General features: G+C 74.4%; 21 protein-coding genes, 5 tRNA genes and 1 pseudogene. 13 read left to right on the top strand and 14 right to left on the bottom strand.

The features are described from left to right. Positions 1-160: 160 nt before the first annotated feature. The gene (locus AC5RWQ_RS01295) at positions 161-760 is read left to right on the top strand and encodes a hypothetical protein (RefSeq protein ID WP_494280892.1); all 600 of its coding nucleotides are present in this window, start codon (positions 161-163) and stop codon (positions 758-760) included. A gap of 124 nt (positions 761-884) precedes the next feature. Here the strand turns inward: AC5RWQ_RS01295 and AC5RWQ_RS01290 are convergent. Further along, positions 885-959, bottom strand: a tRNA-Val gene (locus tag AC5RWQ_RS01290). Between the two features lie 9 nt (positions 960-968). Further along, positions 969-1,041 (bottom strand) — tRNA-Gly (locus tag AC5RWQ_RS01285). Positions 1,042-1,202: 161 nt separating this feature from the next. Between AC5RWQ_RS01285 and AC5RWQ_RS01280 the strand changes: the two genes are divergently transcribed. Continuing rightward, positions 1,203-1,442 (top strand): DUF6458 family protein, encoded by a 240-nt coding sequence (locus AC5RWQ_RS01280; protein WP_494280891.1) that lies wholly within the window; start codon positions 1,203-1,205, stop codon positions 1,440-1,442. Positions 1,443-1,533: 91 nt separating this feature from the next. On the opposite strand, the gene AC5RWQ_RS01275 is transcribed toward AC5RWQ_RS01280, so the two are convergent. The 3 genes from AC5RWQ_RS01275 to AC5RWQ_RS01265 form a co-directional block, all read right to left on the bottom strand. After that, a tRNA-Val gene (locus AC5RWQ_RS01275) sits at positions 1,534-1,608 on the bottom strand. Positions 1,609-1,623: 15 nt separating this feature from the next. Continuing rightward, positions 1,624-1,694, bottom strand: a tRNA-Cys gene (locus AC5RWQ_RS01270). 34 nt (positions 1,695-1,728) lie between these two features. After that, a tRNA-Gly gene (locus AC5RWQ_RS01265) sits at positions 1,729-1,801 on the bottom strand. A 291-nt stretch (positions 1,802-2,092) separates the two neighbouring features. Between AC5RWQ_RS01265 and AC5RWQ_RS01260 the strand changes: the two genes are divergently transcribed. Beyond that, a complete protein-coding gene (locus AC5RWQ_RS01260; protein ID WP_494280890.1) occupies positions 2,093-2,695 on the top strand; it encodes a TetR/AcrR family transcriptional regulator in 603 nt (200 codons plus the stop codon). Positions 2,696-2,824: 129 nt separating this feature from the next. Further along, positions 2,825-3,406 (top strand): TIGR03086 family metal-binding protein, encoded by a 582-nt coding sequence (locus tag AC5RWQ_RS01255; protein ID WP_494280889.1) that lies wholly within the window; start codon positions 2,825-2,827, stop codon positions 3,404-3,406. Between the two features lie 35 nt (positions 3,407-3,441). Here the strand turns inward: AC5RWQ_RS01255 and AC5RWQ_RS01250 are convergent, their stop codons facing one another. After that, positions 3,442-4,626, bottom strand: a complete 1,185-nt coding sequence (locus AC5RWQ_RS01250) for an alkane 1-monooxygenase (protein WP_494280888.1) — start codon at positions 4,624-4,626, stop codon at positions 3,442-3,444. 230 nt (positions 4,627-4,856) lie between these two features. Between AC5RWQ_RS01250 and AC5RWQ_RS01245 the strand changes: the two genes are divergently transcribed. Next, positions 4,857-7,790 (top strand): M36 family metallopeptidase, encoded by a 2,934-nt coding sequence (locus AC5RWQ_RS01245; RefSeq protein ID WP_494280887.1) that lies wholly within the window; start codon positions 4,857-4,859, stop codon positions 7,788-7,790. 45 nt (positions 7,791-7,835) lie between these two features. Here AC5RWQ_RS01245 and AC5RWQ_RS01240 read toward each other — a convergent pair whose 3' ends face one another. Then, positions 7,836-8,669 (bottom strand): hypothetical protein, encoded by an 834-nt coding sequence (locus AC5RWQ_RS01240; RefSeq protein WP_494280886.1) that lies wholly within the window; start codon positions 8,667-8,669, stop codon positions 7,836-7,838. Between the two features lie 181 nt (positions 8,670-8,850). Here AC5RWQ_RS01240 and AC5RWQ_RS01235 point away from each other — a divergent pair, with 181 nt between their 5' ends. The 4 genes from AC5RWQ_RS01235 to AC5RWQ_RS01220 all read left to right on the top strand — a co-directional run bounded on the left by AC5RWQ_RS01235 (position 8,851) and on the right by AC5RWQ_RS01220 (position 12,512). Next, on the top strand, positions 8,851-9,522 hold the full coding sequence (locus AC5RWQ_RS01235) for a class I SAM-dependent methyltransferase (protein ID WP_494280885.1): 672 nt from the start codon (positions 8,851-8,853) through the stop codon (positions 9,520-9,522). A gap of 9 nt (positions 9,523-9,531) precedes the next feature. Further along, entirely contained in the window at positions 9,532-10,692 is a 1,161-nt protein-coding gene (locus AC5RWQ_RS01230; RefSeq protein WP_494280884.1) for a cytochrome P450, read from the top strand. A 102-nt stretch (positions 10,693-10,794) separates the two neighbouring features. After that, positions 10,795-11,715 carry an ABC transporter ATP-binding protein gene (locus tag AC5RWQ_RS01225; protein ID WP_494280883.1) on the top strand — a complete coding sequence of 307 codons (921 nt, stop codon included), beginning with the start codon at positions 10,795-10,797 and terminating at the stop codon, positions 11,713-11,715. Further along, positions 11,712-12,512, top strand: coding sequence for an ABC transporter permease (locus AC5RWQ_RS01220; protein ID WP_494280882.1), 801 nt, complete (start codon positions 11,712-11,714; stop codon positions 12,510-12,512). The genes AC5RWQ_RS01225 and AC5RWQ_RS01220 overlap by 4 nt, the downstream gene beginning before the upstream one ends. Positions 12,513-12,539: 27 nt before the next feature. Here AC5RWQ_RS01220 and AC5RWQ_RS01215 read toward each other — a convergent pair whose 3' ends face one another. From AC5RWQ_RS01215 to AC5RWQ_RS01200, 4 genes are all read right to left on the bottom strand, one after another. Continuing rightward, a complete protein-coding gene (locus tag AC5RWQ_RS01215; RefSeq protein WP_494280881.1) occupies positions 12,540-13,205 on the bottom strand; it encodes a response regulator in 666 nt (221 codons plus the stop codon). Continuing rightward, on the bottom strand, positions 13,202-14,821 hold the full coding sequence (locus AC5RWQ_RS01210; protein ID WP_494280880.1) for a sensor histidine kinase: 1,620 nt from the start codon (positions 14,819-14,821) through the stop codon (positions 13,202-13,204). The genes AC5RWQ_RS01215 and AC5RWQ_RS01210 overlap by 4 nt, the downstream gene beginning before the upstream one ends. Before the next feature lie 60 nt (positions 14,822-14,881). Further along, on the bottom strand, positions 14,882-15,586 hold the full coding sequence (gene bioD, locus AC5RWQ_RS01205) for a dethiobiotin synthase (RefSeq protein WP_494281141.1): 705 nt from the start codon (positions 15,584-15,586) through the stop codon (positions 14,882-14,884). 197 nt (positions 15,587-15,783) lie between these two features. After that, the gene (locus AC5RWQ_RS01200; RefSeq protein WP_494280879.1) at positions 15,784-16,920 is read right to left on the bottom strand and encodes an 8-amino-7-oxononanoate synthase; all 1,137 of its coding nucleotides are present in this window, start codon (positions 16,918-16,920) and stop codon (positions 15,784-15,786) included. Positions 16,921-17,150: 230 nt separating this feature from the next. Between AC5RWQ_RS01200 and bioB the strand changes: the two genes are divergently transcribed. The 4 genes and pseudogenes from bioB to AC5RWQ_RS01180 form a co-directional block, all read left to right on the top strand. Next, the gene (gene bioB, locus AC5RWQ_RS01195; protein ID WP_334485355.1) at positions 17,151-18,146 is read left to right on the top strand and encodes a biotin synthase BioB; all 996 of its coding nucleotides are present in this window, start codon (positions 17,151-17,153) and stop codon (positions 18,144-18,146) included. An 8-nt stretch (positions 18,147-18,154) separates the two neighbouring features. Beyond that, positions 18,155-18,358 carry a biotin synthase auxiliary protein BsaP gene (gene bsaP, locus AC5RWQ_RS01190; protein WP_494280878.1) on the top strand — a complete coding sequence of 68 codons (204 nt, stop codon included), beginning with the start codon at positions 18,155-18,157 and terminating at the stop codon, positions 18,356-18,358. 4 nt (positions 18,359-18,362) lie between these two features. Continuing rightward, complete coding sequence (locus AC5RWQ_RS01185) at positions 18,363-18,869, top strand: GNAT family N-acetyltransferase (RefSeq protein WP_494280877.1); 507 nt, start codon at positions 18,363-18,365, stop codon at positions 18,867-18,869. An 84-nt stretch (positions 18,870-18,953) separates the two neighbouring features. Continuing rightward, positions 18,954-19,079, top strand: a pseudogene (locus tag AC5RWQ_RS01180) (helix-turn-helix domain-containing protein); the annotation flags it as partial. A gap of 39 nt (positions 19,080-19,118) precedes the next feature. On the opposite strand, the gene qcrB reads toward AC5RWQ_RS01180, so the two are convergent. Genes qcrB through qcrC form a run of 3 tightly spaced genes read right to left on the bottom strand, consistent with a single transcriptional unit; the run spans position 19,119 to position 22,593 of the window. After that, the gene (qcrB, locus tag AC5RWQ_RS01175; RefSeq protein ID WP_494280876.1) at positions 19,119-20,933 is read right to left on the bottom strand and encodes a cytochrome bc1 complex cytochrome b subunit; all 1,815 of its coding nucleotides are present in this window, start codon (positions 20,931-20,933) and stop codon (positions 19,119-19,121) included. After that, complete coding sequence (locus AC5RWQ_RS01170; protein ID WP_494280875.1) at positions 20,930-21,793, bottom strand: ubiquinol-cytochrome c reductase iron-sulfur subunit; 864 nt, start codon at positions 21,791-21,793, stop codon at positions 20,930-20,932. The genes qcrB and AC5RWQ_RS01170 overlap by 4 nt, the downstream gene beginning before the upstream one ends. After that, a complete protein-coding gene (gene qcrC / locus AC5RWQ_RS01165) occupies positions 21,790-22,593 on the bottom strand; it encodes a cytochrome bc1 complex diheme cytochrome c subunit (protein WP_494280874.1) in 804 nt (267 codons plus the stop codon). The genes AC5RWQ_RS01170 and qcrC overlap by 4 nt, the downstream gene beginning before the upstream one ends. Between the last annotated feature and the right edge of the window lie 2 nt (positions 22,594-22,595).

The following is a 22,595-nucleotide window of genomic DNA, read 5'->3' as shown; positions in this document are numbered from 1 at the left end:
CGGGCCGGCGGTCGTTACACATGGTCCCGGCGCCGCGAGCCCCCGCTCGCGAAGCCGCCCGGACGAAGACTTTCCCCTTTGCCTTCTGAGCGCCTTCTCGTGGTGCTTGCCCCGCGCCGGTCCCCCGGGCGTGCGGGTCGACCCCCGAATGGAGCCACCCATGAACACCATGCTGCGCAAGAGCGTGCTCGGTATCGCTGGTCTCGCCTTCGCCGGTGGCCTCGCCGCCGGCCCGCTGAACCACGGCACGACCGCCACGACCACCCTGGTCGAGGCGAAGGACGTCGCCGTGGTCCAGGCTGACAAGCCGGCCGTGGACCGGGCCAAGCTGATCCCGCACGGCGTGCAGGGCGCGCAGTCGCGGATCGAGCTGGGCGACGAGCAGACCGGCAACGTCAAGGCGATCATCGCCGCGACCAAGAAGTCCGGCATGGACGAGCGGGCCGCCGTGGTGGCCCTCGCGACCAGCCTCCAGGAGTCGAAGCTGGAGAACCTGGGGCACCTGGGTGACCGCAACGACCACGACTCGCAGGGCCTGTTCCAGCAGCGTCCGAGCTCGGGTTGGGGCACGGTCGAGCAGATCACCGACCCCGAGTACTCGACGATGGCGTTCCTCAAGGGCCTGAAGCAGGTCGACGGCTGGCAGGACATGCCGCTGACCGAGGCCGCCCAGACCGTGCAGGTCTCGGCCTACCCGGACCACTACGCGCAGTGGGAGCAGCAGGCCGCCGACCTGGTCGCCGCGCACTGGAACAGCTGACCGTGACACGCTGGCCGGCACCCCGCCCCGGGTGCCGGCCGGCGGCGTACCCGGGGGCCGAAAGGTGAGGCGCGGAGATGACGAAGGCCCCGGCTCGTTGGAGCCGGGGCCTTCGTGCAGCGCCTGGTGGGCGATACTGGGTTTGAACCAGTGACCTCTTCCGTGTCAAGGAAGCGCGCTCCCACTGCGCCAATCGCCCGTGATCGCGAGCGGACGACGGGATTCGAACCCGCGACCCTCACCTTGGCAAGGTGATGCGCTACCAGCTGCGCTACGTCCGCGTGCCGCCCGGTTTCCCCGGCGACGGGTTGAACTCTACCCGACGGCAAGATCGTGGCCGGCGCCGCCCCTCCGGCGCTGGTCCGGCCGGGTGATTGCGCTGCTCACCGATGGGGTACTGACTCCGTCGACAGCGCACCACATCCCCCTTAAGGAGGCTGTCGTGGGTATCGGAACGAGCATCTTCCTGATCGCGGTCGGCGCGATCCTCACCTTCGCGCTGGACGCCAGCGTCGGCGGCGTGAACCTCGACGTGGTCGGCTGGATCCTGATGGCGGCCGGCGTGCTGGGCCTGGTGATGACCACGCTGGTCTGGGGTCGCCGCCGGCAGGTGGTCACCACGGCCGAGCCGGTGGAGTACCGACGGGTCGAGGAGCGCCGGGACGTGGCCCCGCCGCTCTGAGCGGATGGTGCCCGCGGGCCGGAGGTGCCCGCGGGCCGGACGAACGGGACACGGAAAAGGCTCGTCACCTGTCGGTGACGAGCCTTTTCGCTGGTGGGCGATACTGGGTTTGAACCAGTGACCTCTTCCGTGTCAAGGAAGCGCGCTCCCACTGCGCCAATCGCCCGCGCCTTTGTTACCGAGGTGGGGACGGGATTTGAACCCGCGTACACGGCTTTGCAGGCCGTTGCCTCGCCTCTCGGCCACCCCACCGAGGTTGCCCCCGTCGTGCGTGGCGGCAGCTCCGAGCGGACGACGGGATTCGAACCCGCGACCCTCACCTTGGCAAGGTGATGCGCTACCAGCTGCGCTACGTCCGCTTGTCTCCGGACGTTCCCGGTGACGGATGAGAACTTTAGCCGAGTCGCCGGAGGGATGCCAAATCGGGGGTGTTTCCCGGCGCGCCGGAGACGGGTGGAGAGGCGCCCGGCCGGTCCCCTAAAGCTTCCTAGGAGACTGGGTGGGGAGCCTCGCCGCGGCGAGGGCCCTCGATGGCCGATGGGGCGAACCGACGCGCCGGGCGACAGCTGTCCGGGTTCCGACTGTTTGCCCGGGCGAACCGACGGTGACGGTAACTCCCTGTGCTCAAGTCGATAGGTTACGGTAACGGCGTGACGAGACGTGCCGCCGCTGTGCGCCTGGATTCCCTGTTGCGAACGGCCTGCGACGTGATCGTCGAACGTGGACTTGCCAACACCCGTACAGCCGACGTGGCAGAGGCCGCCGGGGTGAGCCAGGCGCTGGTCTTCTACCACTTCGCCACCAAGGAACGGCTGCTCGCGCAGGCCTTCGCCTACGCGGCGGAGCAGGATCTGGCCCGGCTGGACGCGGTGACCCGGTCCGCCGCGGCGCCGCTGACGAAGCTGCGGCGGATCCTGCGGCTCTACACCCCGGCCGGCCGCTCGATCTCCTGGTCGATGTGGATCGACGGCTGGTCGGAGTCGCTGCGCACCCCCGAGCTGGAGAAGGTCTCCCGCCGGCTGGACCTGCGCTGGCGGCAGGACCTGACCACGGTGATCGCCGACGGGGTGGCCGAGGGCACCTTCGAGTGCGCCGACCCGGCCGGCGCCGCCTGGCGGATCAACGCCGTGATGGACGGCCTGGCCGTGCAGCTCGCGGTGCACGACCGGGTGATCTCCCGCCGCCAGTGCGCCGAATGGGTCCGCCTGACCGCCGCCCGCGAACTAGCCCTGGACCCCACCCAACTCGACTGACTCCCACCCCTCCCCGGCGGAGCACTTTCCCGGAAAGAGTGGCCATCCCGCCTGGGGAAGCCACTCTTTCCGTGCGAGTGCGCGGATCGTGGGGGCGGGGTGGGGTGGCGGGCCGGGAGGATCGGGGGCATGGAGCTGGTGGAGAGCTACCGACGCGCACTGGCCGAGTTCATCGACCGGGTGGACCAGGTGGCCCCGGGGCAGTGGGGCGACCCGACGCCCTGCCCCGGGTGGGACGTCCGCACCCTGGTCAACCATGTGGTGGGCGAGGACCGCTGGACGGTGCCGCTGCTGGCCGGGCGGACCCTCGACGAGGTGGGTGACCGGTTCGACGGCGACCAGCTCGGCGACGACCCGATCGACACCGCCCGGCAGGCGGCGTCCCAGGCCGAGGTCGCCGCCACCCACCCCGGCGCGCTCGACCGGACGGTCCACCTCTCCACCGGCGAGACCCCGGCCGAGGAGTACCTGCAGCAGCTCGTCGCCGAGCACCTCGTACACGGATGGGACCTGGCGGTGGCGATCGGCGCCGACCCGCGGCTCGACCCGGAGCCGGTCGCCACCTGCGCGCAGTGGTTCGCCGGGCGGGTCTCCGACTACCAGCGGGCGCAGCTGGTCCACCCCGGCGTCGACGTGCCCGCCGACGCCGACAGGCAGGACCAGCTCATCGCCGCCTTCGGCCGCGACCCGGACTGGACGCCACCGGACTGACACCGACCCACGGGGCGCCGGCGCCGGGGGTGTGGTCAGTGGGCGTACCCCTGACCGGAGGCCGCAGGGCGCCGGCGCTCCCGCAGCCGGCGCAGGGCCGGCGGGTGGACGTTGGCCAGCTCGAGCTCGCCGCCGTAGTGGGCGAGTACCCGGTGGTCCATCACCCGCCGCCAGAGCGGCGGCACCAGCGCGGCGACGACCATGGTGGCGTAGCCGGCCGGTAGCCGGGGCGACATGTCGAAGCTGCGCAGGGTCTGGTAGCGGCGTAGCGGGTTGGCGTGGTGGTCGCTGTGCCGCTGGAGCTGGAAGAGGAAGACGTTGGTGACCGTCCGGTCGCTGTTCCAGCTGTGCCGCGGGTCGACCTTCTCGTAGCGGCCGGCGGCGGTGCGCTGCCGGGCCAGCCCGTAGTGCTCCAGGTAGTTGACCACCTCCAGCAGGGAGAAGCCGACCACCGCCTGGAGCACCAGGAGCAGCAGCACCCCCGGGCCGAAGACGACGGCCAGCACCCCGAACAGCAGCACCGTCATCGCCCAGGCGTTGAGGATGTCGTTGCGATGGGTCCAGGGGTTGCGGCCGCGCAACCGGAACCGGCTGGTCTCCAGCCGCCAGGCCGACCGCAGGCTGCCCAGGACGGTACGCGGCCAGAAGGCCCAGAAGCTCTCCCCCAGCCGGGAGCTGGCCGGGTCCTCCGGGGTGGCGACCCGGGTGTGGTGGCCCCGGTTGTGCTCGACGTAGAAGTGCCCGTAGCCGGTGGGCGCCAGGGCGATCTTGGAGAGCCAGCGTTCCGCGGTCTCCCGCTTGTGCCCCAGCTCGTGGGCGGTGTTGATGGCGATGCCGTTGACCACGCCGACCGTGGCGACCAGCCCGGCCGCGCCGAGCCAGGAGAGCTCGCCGCGGGCCCAGACGGCGCAGCAGAGCACCAGGGCGGCGTACTGGGCGGGCAGGTAGAGGTAGGTGAGCCAGCGGTAGTAGCCGTCGGCCTGCAGGCCGGGCACCGCCTCGTCCGGCGGGTTGCGCCGGTCGTCGCCGATGAGCAGGTCGATCGCCGGGATGAGCCCGAAGACCACCGCCGGGGTGAGCCACCAGGCCCAGGCGCCGCCGGTGCTTCGCCAGCCGAGCCAGCCCAGGAAGGGCAGCACCGGGACGAGCAGGGCCAGCGGCCAGAGCGGCTTGCGGGTGTCGCGCCAGGCGACGGTGCTGGTGCCGGTGCTGACGGCCATCGTCGACCTCCGATCTCACGGGTCTGCCGTCGACTGTGGCACCGGTCACGTTGATTTACAAGATGCCGGCTTTTGTAAAGCGAGATCTTCTGCGCAGCGTCGTCCCGGCGACACCCGACGTCACCGGCGACCTTGCCCCGGTCCGCTGCGGCTGGTATTCACAGATGCGCATGCGTAACCGCGCCTGCCCGCCGGCCCCGACGCCGGCCCCGCTCCCACGAGGAGGTTCCGTGCCCATACCGGAGTGGACACCAACGACGAGCCGGCGCCGACGCCGGCTCGTTCCCGTACTGGCCACCGCCGCCGTGGTCGCCGCCCTGCTGCCGACCGGCACCGCCGCGGCCGCACCGGGCGACGCAGCGGCCGCGACACCGGGCCGCTCCGGCGCGTTCGCCGACGACAGCCACGCCTCCGCAGACGTCGACAACCGCACCGGTACGGCCGCACCCGACGCCCGCCAGCGAGGGCTCGCCCGGCGCGCCGACGCCGACGTCCGGTGGAACCGGCTCGGCACCCCGCAGGCGCTCGGACCGGCCCGGACACCGCTCGCCACCGGGCTGCCGGTCGACCCGGAGGCCGCCGCCCGGCGCTACCTCGCCGACAACCGCGACCTGTTCGGCCTCGACGCCGACACGGTCGCCGCGATGGACCGGCTGCTGGTGCGGCCGCTCGGCGCGGGCGCGGTGGTCACCCTCCGGCAACGCCTCGGCGACCTCCCCGCCGGATACGACGGCCTGGTCACCGTGGCGGTCGTCGACGGCACCGTGGTCTCGGTCAGCTCCTCGCTGACCCGCGACGACACGGCGCCCGCCCCGGCCACGCTCACCGGCGAGCAGGCGTACGCCGCCGCGCTCGCCGACGCCGGGCTGACCGCCGAGGGGGTGGCCAGCCACAGCGTCCGGCAGGTCGCCGTGCCCACCCCGACCGACGGCAACCGGGCCGCGTACGAGGTGACCCTGATCGGGAAGGCCACCGACCACCCGGCCGCCGTCACCACGTACGTCGACGGGATCACCGGTGGCGTCCTGGTTCGCGAGGACCTGGTCGACTTCGACTCCGACAACCCGAGCTGGGCGGTCTACCCGGCCACCCCGCCGCAGGACCTCGCCGCCGGGCAGGACCCTCGGGTGCGCTGGTGCGGCGACCCCGCGCCGGACTGCGCCGCCGCGTTCCGCGACCCGGCGAGCGGCCAGCCCTGGGACGTCGACCTGGCCACCGGCACGCCGACCGGCACCTCCCGGGGCAACTCGGCCAACACGGTGGTCTCCTGGGGCGCGGGCAGCCCGCTGCTGCCGGCCCCGGCCAGCCCCGAGCGCCGCTACGAGTACCCCTTCACCGACCAGTGGCACCAGTCCCGCTGCAACCCGGCGGCGTTCACCTCGGCGCAGCGCAATGACACCGACGCGGCCATCGCGAACCTCTTCGCGATGCACAACCGGATGCACGACTGGGCCTGGCACCTCGGCTTCACCGAGGCCACCTGGAACCTGCAGGCGGTCAACGTCGGCGCGGCCGGCCTGGGCGGTGACGCCGAGCAGGGCCGGGCCCAGCAGGGCGCGCTCAGCGGCAACCGGAACAACGCCAACCAGGGCACGCCCCGCGACGGCCTCCCGCCGAGCACCAACATGTACCTGTGGCAGCCGCAGGCCGGCGGGCCGTACCCGCCGTGCGTCGACGGCGACTACGACATGACGGTGATCGGGCACGAGTACACCCACGCGATCACCAACCGGATGATCGCCGGGCCGGACACCGGCATCAGCGGCCTCCAGGGCGGCGCGATGGGCGAGTCGTGGAGCGACCTGCTCGCCGCTGAGTACCTGTACGAGCACGGTCTGCGCGCCCCCGGCGAGACGCCCTTCGTCACCGGCGGATACGTCACCGGCAACCTGGTCAGCGGCATCCGCAACCACGACATGAGCCGCAGCCCGCTGAACTACTCCGACGTCGGCTACAACACCGCCGGCCCGGCCGTGCACGCCGACGGCGAGATCTGGAGCGCCACCAACTACCGGATCCGGGCCGCCATGGTGAAGCGGTACGGCCTCGGCACCGGGCAGCGGCAGCTCGACTGCGCGCAGGGGAAGGTCACCGCGGACCAGTGCCCGGGCAACCGGCGCTGGGCGCAGCTGGTCTTCGACTCGTTCCTGCTCCAGGCCGCGAGCCAGGTCAGCATGCTCGACATGCGGGACACCCTGCTCACCGCCGACCTGCTCCGCTTCGGCGGGGCCGACCAGGAGCTGATCTGGGCCGAGTTCGCCCGCTCCGGCATGGGCCGGGACGCCGCCACGGTCGGCGCCGCCGACAGCGACCCGACGCCGAGCTTCGCCAGCCCGGCCGGCGGCAACGCCACCCTCACGCTGCGGGCCAAGGGCGACAGCGCCGACGCGCCGATCCGGGTGTACGTCGGCGACTACGAGGCCCGGGCCACCCCGATCGCCGACACCGATCCGGCCACCGGGCTGCCGGACACCTTCGAGGCGGTCGCCGGGACGTACCAGCTGCTGGCGGTCGCGCCCGGCTTCGGCCACCAGCGGCTCAGCGTGGTCGCCCAGGCCGGCCAGCAGGCGTACGTCGACCTGCGGCTGAGCCGCAACCTGGCGTCCACCGCCTCCGGCGCGGTGATCAGCGGAGACGGGCTGAACCTGGACCGGATCGGCGACGACACCGAGGCCACCAACTGGGCCTCGCTGGACGGCGTCGCCGGCAGGCAGGTCACCGTGGCGCTGCCCGGGGACGCGGCCCAGGTGGTCAAGCGGGTGAACGTCAGCGCCATGCTGCGCCCGGCGATCCTCGGGGACGCCGACGCGGGCGGGCAGAACGCGTTGAGCGCGCTGCGCGCGTTCGCCGTGTCGACCTGCGACGCGACCACCACCGACTGCGCCGACCCGGCCCGCTGGCAGCGGATCTACACCAGCGACGCCGACGCGTTCCCCGGTGGGAAGTACCGGGCCTACACCCGGGACATCAACCTGCGCTCGTTCCGGGTGCCGACCACCCTCGCCACCCACGTGAAGCTGGAGGTGCTGGCCAGCCAGTGCACGGGCGGGCCCGCGTACGCCGGTGAGCAGGACGACGACCCGGCCACCACGACCGACTGCGCGACCGCCAGCCCGGCGCGCGACCAGGTCCGGGTCGCCGAGTTCCAGGTGTTCTCGAAGTGATGCCCGCCGGGGGTCGGGCAGTGCCCGGCCCCCGGCGGCCCCCGATCAGCGACGGGCCGGCGTCCAGCGCCCGGGCTGCCGCTCGAAGGGCCGCCCTCCGGTGCCACCGCCGGCCGCGCCGGCGGCGCGGGTGAGCTGCCGCAGCCGCATCAGCAGGCCGACGCCGAGGAAGAGCAGCAACCCGCCGAGGAGGAAGGCCGCCTGTACCAGCCCGAAGCCGCCGGGGCCGGTCTGCGCCCGGTTCGCAGCGGCGGGCGGCGCCACGTCGGCGATCGCCGCCTCGGTCGGCTCGGCGTCCTCGGTGGCGGGCACGGTCGGCTCGGCCGGCACCGTCGGCTCGGCCGGCACCGTCGGCTCGGTCGTCGGGGCGGCGGCCGCGCCGACCACCTCCCGGGTGGCGGTCTGCCGGGCGAGCAGGCGCAGACCCTCGTCGTACGCCTCGGCGGCGAGGGTGAGCTGCCCCTCGGTGACGTCCTCGGCGAAGGCCACCTGGTAGCGGGCGGTGACCGTGCGGTCCGGGCAGAGCGTGCCCGGGTCTAGCTCCCGGTCGGTCAACCGGGCCACGTCCCCGTCGGTCCGGATCTCCAGCGGGAAGGAGCCGGAGTCCTCCACCCGGTCCATCTTCACCTGGTCCAGCCGCAGGCCGCCCTGCACGCTGAGCACCATCGACCAGCGCACCTTGAGGCAACCGCCGCCGTCGCGGCGGACCACCGCGGAGACCGTGCGCACCTGGTCACCCGCGCTGAACTCGTCGGGCAGGCCGCTCAGCTCGGTGGCGAACCCGGGCGCGGCCGACGCCGGCGTCGGCGCCGCCAGCCCCGTCGCCGACAGGCAGGCCAGCACCACCCCGACCCGCAGCGCGTTGCGCCACACCGTCATCACCGCCTCGTCATTTCGTGGGTCCGGTCCACTCGCCACGCTATGAGCGGGCCGGGGAAGCCGGTAGACGGGCGTGTTCGCACCGACCGCCACATCCGGGGCGCGTTATCACCGGCTGTGGTGAACCGGTCACCGTCGCCCCGCGACACGCCCGGAAAGCCGGCCGGGGCACAATTCCAGAGTGTCCGACCTTTCCGCGGCCTTCGTCCGGCTGCACGCCCGGCTCGCCCCGGTGCCCTTCGTTCCCGAGGTGCGGCTGCACCAGGCCGACGAGCCGATCGGGCTGTGGGAGCTGACCGAGGGCGAGTTCCGCAGCGCCCAGCCCCCGCCGTTCTGGGCCTTCGCCTGGGCCGGCGGGCAGAGCCTGGCCCGCTACGTCACCGACCACCCCGAGCTGGTCGCCGGCCGCCGGGTGCTCGACCTGGCCGCCGGCTCCGGCCTGGTGGCCATCGCCGCCGCGAAGGCCGGCGCGGCGTCCGTGCGCGCCGTCGAGGTGGACGACCGGGCGGTCGCGGCGGTCGCGCTGAACGCCGAGGCCAACGGGGTACGCGTCGACGCCGAACTCGGCGACATCCTGGACGGCGACGCCGGAGGCGCGGACGTGGTGCTCGCCGGGGACGTCTTCTACAGCGAGGCGATGGCGAAGCGGATGCTGCGGTTCCTGCTCCGGGCGGCCCGCACCGAAGGGGCCCGGGTGCTGGTCGGCGACCCCGGCCGGGCGTTCCTGCCCCGCGAACGCTTCCGCGAGCTGGCCGCGTACGACGTGCCGGTGCCGGAGGCGCTGGAGAGCGTACGGGTGAAGCGCACCACCGTCTGGGAGCTGGACCCGACGCCGCCGGGAGCCGCCCGCTAGCGTGTCGGCGTGCTGTTCCGGGGCTGGGAGTCCGTCGACGGGCCCTGGCCCGACGTGGCGACCGTCGTTGACCACGTGGGCGTCGCGCACCTGGTGGTGACCCGGCACGCGCTGGTCCGGCAGGTGCTCGCCGACCCGGTGACCTGGCTGCCCGACAACGCCCTGGACGCGGTGACCCCGGTCCCGGTGGCGGCGCTGCGGATCCTCGCCCGGCACCGGTTCCGGCTGCCGCCGACGCTGGCCAACAACTCCGGGGCGAGCCACCCGGCGATCCGGGAGATCGTCGCCGAGGCGCTGCACCCGGCCCGGGTGGACGCGCAGCGGCCCTGGCTGACCGACCTGGTCCGGCGGCGGGTGGCCCGGCTGGATGCCGCGCTGGCCGCCGGGGAACCGGTCGACCTGTACGCCGCGCTCGCCGCCGACCTGCCGCTGCTGGTGCTGGCCCGGCTGGTCGACCTGCCGGACGCCCCGGTCGAGGCGGTCAAGGACTTCGCCCGGGCCGCGCTGGAGCTGTTCTGGGCCCCACTGGACGCCGACCGGCAGCTCGTCCTGGCCGCGGAGGTGGGCCGGTTCCACACCGTGCTGCGGGACTTCGCCGCCACCGGCGGTGGGCTCGCCGCCCGGCTGCGGGCCGCCGGCCACTCCCCCGACGTGGTGGTCGGCGCGCTCTTCTTCCTGCTGGTCGCCGGTCAGGAGACCACCTCGCAGTTCCTCACCCTGCTGCTGCACCGGCTGGCCGGCGAGCCGACGGTCCGCGCCGGGCTGCGGGACGGCACGGTGGCGGTCGCCGACGTGGTCGAGGAGGGACTGCGGCTGGAGCCGCCGATCGTGACCTGGCGGCGGGTGGCCGCGGTCGACGCCACGCTCGGCGGGACGGCGGTGGCGGCGGGGGCCAGCGTGGTGCTCTGGCTGGCCCGCGCCGGACGCGACCCCGAGGTGGTGGCGGAACCTTCCGGGTTCCTCCCCGGCCAGCGCGGCTCGCGTCGGCACCTGGCCTTCGGGGCGGGGGCGCACCGCTGCGTCGGCGCGCAGCTGGCCCGGATGGAGGCGGCGGTGGTGGTCGCCGAGGCCGCGGCACTGCTGGACGGGGTGACGGTGGTCCGGCCGCCGTGGTGCCCGGACAACCTCACCTTCCGGATGCCGGACGCGTTCGTGGTGCGGCGGCCCTGAGCCGGTCGGCAGCGACCAACCGGCAGCACCTGACGAAGGTCGGGGGCAGCAGCTGCCGATCGGCAGCGGCGACGAAACCTGCGCGGTTCCTACCGTCAACGCATGATCACACTACGTGGGTTGACGAAACGGTTCGGGGCGGTGACGGCGGTCGATGACCTGACCGTCGACATCCGACCTGGCCGGGTCACCGGGTTCCTCGGCCCGAACGGTGCGGGCAAGTCCACCACCATGCGGATGGTCCTCGGCCTGGACCGGCCCACCGCCGGCCGGGCCCTGGTGGACGGGCGGCAGTACCGGGAGCTGCGGCATCCGCTGTACGAGGTGGGCGCGCTGCTCGACGCCCGGGCGATCCACCCGTCCCGGTCGGGGCGGGCCCACCTGCTGACGACGGCCCGCAGCAACGGCATCCCGGCCCGTCGGGTCGACGAGGTCCTCGCCCTCGCCGGCCTGGACGACCGGGCGGCCGCCAAGCCGGGCCGGGCGCTGTCGCTCGGCATGGCCCAGCGGCTCGGCATCGCCGGAGCGCTGCTCGGTGACCCACCGGTGCTGCTCTTCGACGAGCCGGTCAACGGCCTCGATCCGGACGGCGTGCGCTGGATTCGGGACCTCACCCGACGCCTCGCCGCCGAGGGGCGGACGGTGCTGGTCTCCAGCCATCTGATGAGCGAGATGGAGCAGACCGCCGCGCACCTGGTGGTGATCGGCCGGGGCCGGTTGATCGCCGACGCGCCCGTGGCCGAGCTGCTCGCCGCCGGCGCCGCCACGGTCCGGGTACGGGGGCCGCGACCGGCGGCGCTCGCCGCGCTGGCCGACCGGCTCACCGTCGAGGGCGGCACGGTGACCGCGTCCGACGCCGACGGCCTGACCGTCACCGGCGCGACCGCCGCTCGGATCGGCGACCTTGCGTACGAGCTGGGGGTGCCGCTGCACGAGCTGACCACGGTGACCGCCACCCTCGAGGAGACGTTCATGCGGTTGACCGGCGACGCGGTCGAGTACGCCGGGGGTGGGGCCCGGTGAGCGCCCTCTCCCCCACCCGTCCCGCCGGTCGACGCGGTGGCGTGGCCGGCGCGCTCGCTGCCGAGTGGACCCGACTCTGGTCGGTGCGGGCCACCTGGTGGACCCTGCTGGCCGGCGTGCTGGTGATGGCCGCGACCGCCGCCCAGCTCGCCATCTACGCCGCGAATGCCAACACCAACGGCGACCCGGCCGACGACCCGGGAGTGGTCACCGTGGGCAGCATCGTCGTCGGGGCGCTGGAACTCACCCAGTACGCCGTGCTGGCCCTCGGCCTGCTCGCCATCACCGGCGAGTACGCCACCGGCACCATCCGGACCACCCTGCAGTGCACCCCGTCGCGGGGACGGGTGCTGCTGGCCAAGGCGGTGGTGACCGGTGGGGTGACCTTCGCCTTCGGCCTGTTGCTCAGCGTGGTCGGCATGCTGGCCGCCCGCCCGCTGCTCGGCGAGTGGGGCAGCGTCCCGGTGGCCGGCACGGTCGGCGACGTCCTCGCGACGGCCACGTACCTGGCGCTGGTGGGCGTGCTCGCGCTCGGCCTGGGCGCGGCGCTACGCAGCGCGGTGCTCACCCTCACCGTGCTCTTCGCAGTGCTGATGATCGTGCCGCTGTCGTTGCAGGAGCCGGACATCGCCGTGCTGAACCGGATCGCCGACGCCTTCCCCGGGGTGGCCGGCGGGCACTTCCTGGCCGGGGACACCGACCCGTACCCGCCGGTGGTGGGGCTGCTGTTGCTCGCCGGCTGGGCCGCCGGAGCACTGGCGCTCGGCCGGTACGCGCTGCGCCGCCGGGACGCCTGAGTGGCGCCGGGGCGGGGCCGGCCGGGTTCAGCCGGCCAGCCCCGCCTCGTACGCCAGGATCGCCGCCTGCACCCGGTTGCGTACCTCGAGGCGGGTGAAGATGCTGGTCAGGTAGCCCTTCACCGTCCCCTCGGTGAGGAAGAGCCGGCGGGCGATCTCGGCGTTGGACAGTCCCGCCCCCACCAGGCCGAGTACCTCGCGTTCCCGCTCGGTCAGCCCGGCGGTCCGGTCCCGCGCCGCCGGCACCCGGGCCAGCCGGTCGGAGTTCAGCTCGATGACCCGACGGGCCACCCGCGGCGACAGGTACGCCCCGCCGTCGGCGACCGCGTGCACCCCGGCGATCAACTCGCGCGGGTCGCCGGCCTTGAGCAGGAAGCCGCTGGCGCCGTGTCCGAGCGCCCGGGCCACGTGCTCGTCCTCCCCGAACGTGGTGAGCATGACCGTGGCGGTGCCGGGCACGCAGCGACGGATCTCGGCGGCGGCGGCGAGCCCGTCCAGCACCGGCATCCGGATGTCCAGCAGTGCCACCCGGGGCCGGTGGACGCGGGCGAGGTCGACCGCCGCCCGGCCGTCGGCCGCCTCGGCGACCACCTCGATGCCGGCGTCGGTGGCGAGGATGGCCCGTACCCCGGCCCGGATCATCGCCTCGTCGTCGGCGACCAGCACCCGCACCGGTCCTGGATCGCTGGTCATCCCGTCACCCGCTCCTTGCTGGTCAGCTGGCCGTCGACGAAGCAGAGCCGCCAGGTCGGCTCGGCCAGCGGGAAGTTCCCGTCGGTGTAGTACTCGCAGCGGGGGTCCGCGACGACCGGTACGTCGGCCGGCGGCTCGACCTGGCGGCGGGGCAGCCCGGCCAGCTCGGCGCGGGGCGTACCGATCCGCATCCGCTCGAAGACAGCCCGGTCGAGCACCGCGTCCGCCGTGGCCACCGGGTAGTAGACCAGCGACAGCAGCAGGGCCACGGCCGGCGGAACGGCGACGGCCACCAGCAGGCTGCGCCGGACCCGCCGCCGGGCCGCCCGCAGCCGCCGCCCCTCGGCCGCCCCGACGTCCGGCGGATCGCCGGCCGGATCGGCGCCGGCCGGATCGGGGACGGCCGGATCGGGGACGGCCGGATCGGGGACGGCCGGATCGGGGACGGCCGCGGGGAACAGCGCGGTGCCGGCCGGTTCTGCCCCCGTCGCCCCGGGCAGCCGGGCGGCGACCACGAACCCGCCGTCCGGGGCCGGGCCGGCGTCCAGGGTGCCGCCGAGCAACCGGATCCGTTCGTCCAGCGCCAGCAAGCCGGAGCCGTGCGACGGCGGGCCGGGCAGCGGACCGGCCGGGGGCGGCGGGTTGGCCACCCGCACCTCGATCCGGCCGCCGTCCTCGGTGACCGCGACAGTCACCGGGGCGCCGGGGGCGTACCGGGCGGCGTTGGTCAGCGCCTCGCGGACCACCTGGTGCGCGGCGCGGGCCGTGACCACCGGCAGCCGATCGGTCCCGGGTCCGAGGTGCGGCAGCACCACCATGCCCGCCTCGCGGGACCGGTCGACCAGCTCGTCGAGGGTCTCCCCGACCGGGTGGGTGGTGGCCGGGCCGTCCCGGAGCACCCCGATGACCTGATGCAGCCGCTCCGTGGCCGCGGCGACGCTGGAGCGCAGCTCTCCGGCGGCGGCCCGGTGCCCCGCGGCAAGGTCGGGGGCGACCTCCAGAGCGGCGGCGCGCAGCGCGATCAGGCTCAGCTCGTGGCCCAGCGAGTCATGCATCTCCTGGGCGATCCGGGCCCGCTCGCGCAGCCGGATTCGCTCGGCCGCGCCCCGCTGCTCGCGCTCCACCGCCTCGGCATGCTCCCGGCCCGCCACCCCCAACGCGTGCTGCTGCCGCCGGTAGCGGCCCACCAGCCAGGGGAACACCCCCGCGCCAAGCAGCACGCAGCTGAGCAGGAACCAGGTCGCCATGCCGGTGCCGAGCACCGCCAGGTGCAGCACCGTGCCGCCGACCGCCACCACGGTGAACAGCCCGGCGGCCGGCCCGGTGCGGGTGCTGCGCCGGCCGGCGAGGTAGCTGACGGCGAGCAGGGCGAAGACGAAGTTGCCGTCGACCAGGGAACCGGCCAGGACCAGCGCCACCGCCGTGGCCGGCCACCGCCGGGCCGCGCCGACCGCCGCCGCCAGCAGGAGCAACGAGCCGATCAGCAACGGTAAGGCGAACCGCTCGTACGGCGGGCTGAGGCGGGCGGCGGCCACCGGGGCGGCGATGACGGCCCAGAGCGCCAGGTCACCGGCCCGCCACCGGTCGACCCGGCACCACACCCGACGTCTGCGCACGTCGGTCAGGCTACCGACGGCCGGCCGGCCCGGGCACCGACGAAGGTCAGGTGGTGGGGCTCAGCTGATGTCCTCGGCCCAGGCCCGCCAGTCGTCGAGCACCCCGTGGAGGGCCGGGGTGAGCCAGCCGGGGGCGGAACGCCGGAAGACCCCGGGGTCCATCGCGCCCGCGCCCATCGGCAGCGCGCCGAGCAGGTCGGGTACCAGGTCGGTCAGGTTGGTCCAGTGCACCAGCTCCGGCTCCGTCGGCCAGGCGCCGATCACCACCCCGGCGGGGACGGCCCGCCGTTCCAGCGCCTCCAGGGTCAATGCGGTGTGGTTGAGCGTGCCGAGCCCGGCGCGGGCCACCACCACCGCCGGGGCGTCCAGGGAGACCGCCAGGTCGGCCACCGTCCACGGCTCGCCGGACGGGCGCAGCCCCATCGGTACGAGCAGCCCGCCGGCCCCCTCGATCAGCACCAGGTCGTGCTTGTCGACCTCGGCCCGGATCGCGTCGACCGCGGTGTAGAGCTCCAGCGGTTCCAGCTCGGCGACCCGGGCCGCGGCGAGCGGGGCGAGCGGGTCCGGATAGCTGGCCAGGGTCCGGCCGGTCAGCGGGGCGGCCAGCCGGGTCACCGAGTCGACGTCGCCGGGCTCGCCGGTGGCCGTACCCGTCTGCCCTGGTTTGATCACCGCGACCCGCATGCCGGCGGCCTGCGCGGCGGCCGCAATGGCGGCGGTGACCACCGTCTTGCCGACCTCCGTGTCGGTGCCGGTGACCAGCACCGCCCCCTTCCACGGGCTGGTCAAGGGGCCACCTTCGTTCGCGACTGCGGGGCTCGCAAACCCGGCTCACTCCTCGCGCTCACGGGGCCACCTTCGTTCGCGACTGCGGGGCTCGCAAACCCGGCTCACTCCTCGCGCTCACGGGGCCACCTTCGTTCGCGACTGCGGGGCTCGCAAACCCGGCTCACTCCTCGCGCTCACGGCGCACACTCCACGATGACCTCCAGGGCGCGGTCGAAGTCGGCCCGCGGCACCCCGGCGGAGATCGTCAGTCGCAGCCGGGATCGGCTGTCCGGGGTGGACGGCGGGCGGAAGCAGCCGACCGCGATGCCGCGGTCCCGGCAGTCGGCGGCCCAGGTGGTGGCCGCCTCCGGGCCGGGGGCGGTCACCGACACCACGGCGGCGTCGGGCGCGGAGACGGTCAGCCCGGCGGCGGTCAGCCGGCGCACCGCCGACGCGGCCCGGTCGGCCAGCTCGGCGCGCAGGTCGTCGCCGGCCCGGGCCAGCTCGACGGCGGCGTGCACGCCGGCGACGACCGCGGGCGGCGGCGCGGTGTCGAAGATGAAGGTCCGACCGGTCTCGATCAGGTGCCGGACGAACTCGGCTGGCCCGGCGACCACCCCGCCGGCGCCACCGAGCGCCTTGGAGAGGGTTGCGGTGACCACCACGTCCGGCTCGCCGGCCAGCCCTGCGGCGGCGACCCCGCCGGCGCCGGCCGGACCGGTGACGCCGAGCGCGTGCGCGTCGTCGACCAGCAGCAGCGCGCCGTGCCGGCGGGCCACCGCGTGCAGCGCGGCCAGCGGGGCGAGGTCCCCGTCGACGGAGAAGACCGACTCGGTGACCACCACCGCCGGGCGGCCGGGTGCGGCGGCCAGCGCGGCGGCCACCGCGTCGACGTCGGCGTGCGGGGTGACCACCGTCTCCGCGCCGGAGATCCGGCAGCCGTCGATCAGCGAGGCGTGGTTGTGCGCGTCGGAGACGAGCAGGGTACGGGGCTGGACGAGCCCCCGGACGGCGGCCAGGTTGGCCAGGTAGCCGGAGGAGAAGACCAGTGCCCGGTCGGCGCCGAGCCAACCGGCCAGGACGTCCTCCAGGGCGTGGTGGGCGTCGGTGGAGCCGCGCACCAGCCGCGACCCGGTGGCCCCCAGCCCGAACGCGGACAATGCCTGCGCGGCGGCGGCGGTGACCTCGGGGTGGGTGGCCAGGCCCAGGTAGTCGTTGCCGGCCAGGTCGACCACGGCGTCGCCGGCGGCCCGGGGGCACAGTGTCCGGGTGAGCCCCGCCTTGGCCCGCAACTCGGCGCGGCGGTCGAGCGCCGCCAGCCAGTCCGCCACCGTCACTCCCCACCGCCGTCGACCGCTTCCGCCGGGCGAAGTTACCACCCGCCCGTCGGGGCCCGGCGGATCCACTCGGTTCGCCTTGACCTCAACCTCGGTTCAGCTCGCCGGGTCGACGGGTGCGCTGGTGCGGGCGCTGCTGGCCGACCAGCTGACCGACATCGGAGATCCGGAGCCCGGGGAAGCGCCCATTTCTCGGCGCCGGGGGGCCTTGTAGGGTACGAGCCATGCCAGAGATCCTCGACCAGGCCCGGACCCAGGTGCTGGAGAACGGCGTCGGCCTCGACGAGGCCGGTGTCCTCGCCGTGCTGAACCTGCCCGACGAAGACGTCCCCGCCGCCCTGCAGCTCGCCCACGAGGTACGGATGCGCTGGTGCGGCCCGGAGGTCGAGGTCGAGGGCATCGTGTCGCTCAAGACCGGCGGCTGCCCGGAGGACTGCCACTTCTGCTCGCAGTCCGGCCTGTTCACCTCGCCGGTCCGCTCGGTCTGGCTGGACATCCCCTCCCTGGTCGAGGCGGCGAAGCAGACCGCGGCGACCGGGGCGACCGAGTTCTGCATCGTGGCCGCCGTGCGCGGCCCGGACGACCGCCTGATGAAGCAGATGCGCGAGGGCGTCGCCGCCATCAAGGCGGAGGTCGACATCCAGGTCGCCGCGTCGCTGGGCATGCTCAGCCAGGAGCAGGTCGACGACCTGGTCGAGATGGGCGTGCACCGCTACAACCACAACCTGGAGACCTGCCGCTCCTACTTCCCGAACGTGGTCACCACGCACTCCTGGGAGGAGCGCTGGGAGACGCTGAAGATGGTCCGCGAGTCCGGCATGGAGGTCTGCTGCGGCGGCATCCTCGGCCTGGGCGAGACCGTGGAGCAGCGCGCCGAGTTCGCCGCCCAGCTCGCCGCGCTGGACCCGCACGAGGTGCCGCTGAACTTCCTCAACCCCCGGCCGGGCACCCCGCTGGGTGACCGCCCGGTGGTGGAGGGGAAGGACGCGCTGCGGGCCATCGCCGCGTTCCGGCTGGCCATGCCGCGCACCATCCTCCGGTACGCGGGCGGCCGGGAGATCACGCTGGGCGACCTGGGCACCCGCGACGGGCTGCTCGGCGGGATCAACGCGGTCATCGTCGGCAACTACCTGACCACCCTGGGTCGGCCGGCGACCGCTGACCTGGAGCTGCTCGACGACCTGAAGATGCCGGTCAAGGCCCTCTCCGCGACCCTGTGAGGTAGACGGTGACCGAACTGGTCGAGCCCACGGTGACCTGGTGCGACCGCTGCGGCGAGAGCGCCACGTCGGGCCCGCACCCGGGTTGCGCGACGGCGCGGGCGCTGGAGCCGCCGCGGTACTGCGCGCACTGCCGCCGCCGGATGAAGGTGCAGGTGCTTCCGGTCGGCTGGTCGGCGGTCTGCGTCGCGCACGGCGAGATCCGGGGCTGAGCCGGTGCTGCGGGGGCAGAGCGTGACGCTGCGACCGGTGTCGGACGCGGACGTGCCCGCCCTCGCGGCGATCCGGGCCACGCCGGAGGTACGGCGCTGGTGGCGCGGCGGTGACGACCTGGTCGCCGCGGTCCGCGCCGAGCTGGCCGACGACGACCTCACCGGGTACGCCATCGAGCACGACGGCCGGGTCGTCGGCCTGGTGCAGTACTACGCCGAGCCGGACCCGGACTACCGGCACGCCGCGCTGGACATCTACCTCGACCCGGCGGTGCACGGCGCCGGGTTGGGCGGGGACGCGATCCGCACGCTGGCCCGGCACCTGGTTTCCGCGCGCGGCCACCACCGGCTCACCATCGACCCGGCAGCGGCGAACACCGCCGCGATCCGGGCGTACGCGAAGGTCGGCTTCCGGCCGGTGGGCATCATGCGCCGCTACGAACGCGGTGCGGACGGCAGGTGGCACGACGCCCTCCTGATGGACCTCCTCGCCGAGGACCTGCCCGACTGACTCAGCCGGTGAAAGCCTGAAGGATCTTGGACAGTTTCCGTTCGGTCGGCGGGCTCAGCCGCTGGTTGCAACACCTTCGTTGATGTGGTGGAGGTGGCTGCTGATGGCGGGGCGGTTGTCGGCGGGGGAACGGGAAGAGTTCGGTTGGGTCGGGCGGCGGGGCTGTCCGTGCGGGAGATCGCTCGCCGGTTGGGGCGGGCGCCGTCGACGGTGGGTCGGGCAGCTCCGTTGGTTGGCCCACCAGATGTCTCATGTCCGCCCAACCCGTGTCGACGGCTCGTCCGCGGCCTCGGCCGGCGGCCCGGATTCGGCCGGCTCCTGGTCCTGCGGCGGTGGCGACGGATCGCGTCCCGTGCGCTCGGGGCGCCGGCGGTCACGCCGCCGGTCCACCAGGGCCGCGACCAGCAGCGATCCCGCCGCCGCGGCGCGGCCCCACCGGCGCAGAACGGCACGGACCGGGCCGGGCGGCGACGGCGGGGGCGGCCCGGGCACCACCACCCGGTCGACCCCTGGGTACGCGAGCCGGGAAGCCTCGATCGCCTCCTCCTCCGACCGCACGGCCCGGTTTCCGGACATGACCACGGGTCCCATCTCGTCGCGATAACGCCAGCGCCACCCGTCGCCGTCCGGCCACAGCTCGATCCGCTCACCCGGTCGGTCCCGCGGCGGAGTCAGCGGCAGGCCGGCGCCGTTCCGGTCTGCGGGCTCCCCCGTCGGCCGCCCCCCGGCCCGCCGCAGGTCGGGGCGGGTGAGTTCGCCGATGCCGCCGGATCCGCTGCGGCGCAGCGCCCGGGCCGCGAGGAATGCGACCCCGCCGGCCAGCAGTGGCAGGACGAGCGCCAGCACCCGGAACAGCGCCAGCAGGTCGTAGACGGGCACCCGCAGCAGCCGGGCGAGGATGTCGTCCCCCGCAGCGACAGTCAGCACAACGTAGAAGGTCAGCGCGCCGACGCCGACGGCCAGCCGGACCGGATGGTCGCGGGGCCGGTCGAGCAGATGGTGCTGCCGACGGTCCCGCGTAAGTATGCGCTCGGCGAACGGCCAGGCGTAGAGGGCCAGGAAGGTGATCCCGCCGAGCACCACGCCGGGAAAGAACGGGGCCGGCACGAGGTGCCCGGCGATGCGGAACTCCCACGGCGGGAACAGTCGCAGCGCGCCGTCGCCCCAGGCGACGTACCAGTCCGGCTGGGCCGGTGAGGTGGACTGGGCCGGCTCGAAGGGGCCGTAGAGCCAAACCGGGTTGATCTGCACCAGGCCGCCCAGGGCGAACAGCACCGCCAGCACCCAGGCGAACAGGGCGAGAGAGCGCAGGGCGTAGCTCGGCCAGAGCAGCGATCCGACCACGTTGTGCTCGGTCCGCCCCGGGCCCGGGAACTGGCTGTGCTTCTGCCGCACCAGGATGGCCAGGTGCAGCGACACGAGGGCGACCAGGACCGCCGGCACCAGCAGCACGTGGCTGATGAACAGCCGGGGGATCATCACGTCGGAGGGGAACTCCCCACCGAGGCCCAGCGACACCAGCCACGCTCCGGCCAGGGGTATCGACTCCACCACCGACACGATGATCCGCAGTCCCATGCCCGAGATCAGGTCGTCCGGCATGGAGTAGCCGGTGAATCCGTTGGCCAGCGCGAGGGTCAGCATGGTCACGCCGATCAGCCAGTTGAGCTCGCGCGGCTTGCGGAACGCTCCGGTGAAGAAGATCCGGGTCAGATGCAGCAGGATCGCCGCGACGAAGACCAGCGCGGCCCAGTGGTGGGTCTGCCGGATCAGCAGGCCGGCCCGAATGTCCCAGCTCAACCGGACCGTCGAGGCGTATGCGGCGGAGGTGGTGGCGCCGTCCAGCGGGGCATACCCGCCGTGGTAGACCCGGTCGGCGGAGCTGGCGTCGAAGAAGAAGGTGAGGTAGATCCCGGTGAGGATCAGCGCGACGAACGAGTAGAGCGCGATCTCGCCGAGCATGAACGACCAGTGGTCGGGGAAGACCTTCGCCAGCGCCCGCCGGGTGATCGGGGAGAGCCGCAGCCGGTCGTCCAGCGCGCGGGCCAGCCGGCCGGTGATCACGGCCGGCTCCAGAAGCCGGCGCCGGGCGGTGTGGTGAAGTCCCCGGTGGCGCGGAGGAAGCCGTCCGGTCCGATCTCGACGGGCAGGCCGGGCAGGGCCCGCGCGGCCGGGCCGGCCACCGGTCGGGCGTTCGCCATCAGGTCGAACGAGGACTGGTGGCAGGGGCAGAGCACCTGCCCGGCGCCCTTGAGGTAGAGCCGGACCGGGCAGCCGGCATGCGTGCAGAGCAGGGACCAGACGACCAGCCCGTCCAGGTGTCCGCCGGAGGGCGGCCGGGTGAACCGTTCCGGTTCCAGCCGTACCGCGAAGGCGGGGGCGTCCCCGGCGTCGGCGTTGCCCTGCGGAAACACCCCGACCATCGCGTTCGCCGGCACGTCCTCGGGCCGCAGCGGGCGTCCGACGGCGTCGACCAACCGCACGCCGGGTCCCCACGGGGTGTCCTTCAGCGCCTTCACCGGGTCGGCCCGGTCCCACGGCAGCAGGGACCGCAGCGGGAACAACGCGGCGGCGCCGAGCGCGGTCAACGCCAGCCCGAGGGCGGCGAGCAGGCCACGCCGCCGCACCGGGCTGTCCGGCGCGGTCAGCACCGCCGCGGTCATCGCCTGCTCCGCGGGGGGCGGGGCGAAGCCCTCGTGCTCCTCGACGTACCCGCCGACCGGCACGAGGCGTCGTCCCCACACCGCCAGACCAACGGCCAGGCCGGCGCAGGCCACCGCCAGGCAGATCCCCTCCCACCGGGTGTTCCCGCCCAGCCCGTACGTCACCGCGAAGCCCACCGCCCCGGCCGCGCTGGCCAGGAATGCAGTGATGATCCGACGGCTTGCCGCCCGCTCGGCCGCCGAAGGACGCCGGCCGCTCACTCCCCGGCCCTCCGGCCCAGCCACCGGGCGGCCGCCACCAGCAGCCCCAACACCGCCAGCCAGGCCACCAGCCCTTCGGCCAGCGGGCCGAGCCGCCCGAGCGGGTTGCCGCCCCGGTCCAGACGCTGGCTGCGCAGCCGCTCCACGTAACCGGTCAGGTCGTTGACCTGCGCGTCGCTGAGCACCTGACCAGGGAAGACCGGCATCAGCCCGGGGCCGACCCGGACCGCCTCGGCGACCTGCGTCGCCGTGGCGTCGTACAGCGGCGGGGCTACCCAGCCGCTGGTCAGCACCGCACCGGCACCGGTGGCACCGTGGCACGGGGCGCAGTTCGCCGCGAAGACCTCCCGGCCGGAGACGACGTTCGCCGGCGTGACCCGTGGAACCTGCGGCCCGCCCCCGCCGAAGCTGGCCACCTGGCCGACCAGGGCCGCGATGTCATCGGCGGAGAAGACGGGTGCGCCGCGGCGGGCCTGCGGCACCTCCTGGGACACGGGCATGCGGCCGGTCGAGAGCTGGAAGTCCGTCGAGGCGGGACCCACGCCGACCAAGGAAAGCCCCCGCTGCGACCCCTGTCCCTGCTCGCCATGACAGCTCGCGCAGTGCTCCAGGTAGAGCTGCCTGCCCCGGTCGCCCGAGCCGGGCGGTGGCGTGGTGGCGGCCGTGGTCGCCGCCTCCCGCGGGGTCGGCGCGGGCGCCACCACGACCGGGCCGGCGGCGAGCAGCAGGACGGGTCCCACCGCGAGGGCCCGGCGCGCGTGCAGGGCGGGTAGTCGGGTCGCCGTTCGTGGCTGTCGCATCG

The sequence above is a fragment of the Micromonospora sp. BS32 genome, from assembly GCF_059089345.1.
This window is presented reverse-complemented; position numbering and strand designations above follow the sequence as displayed.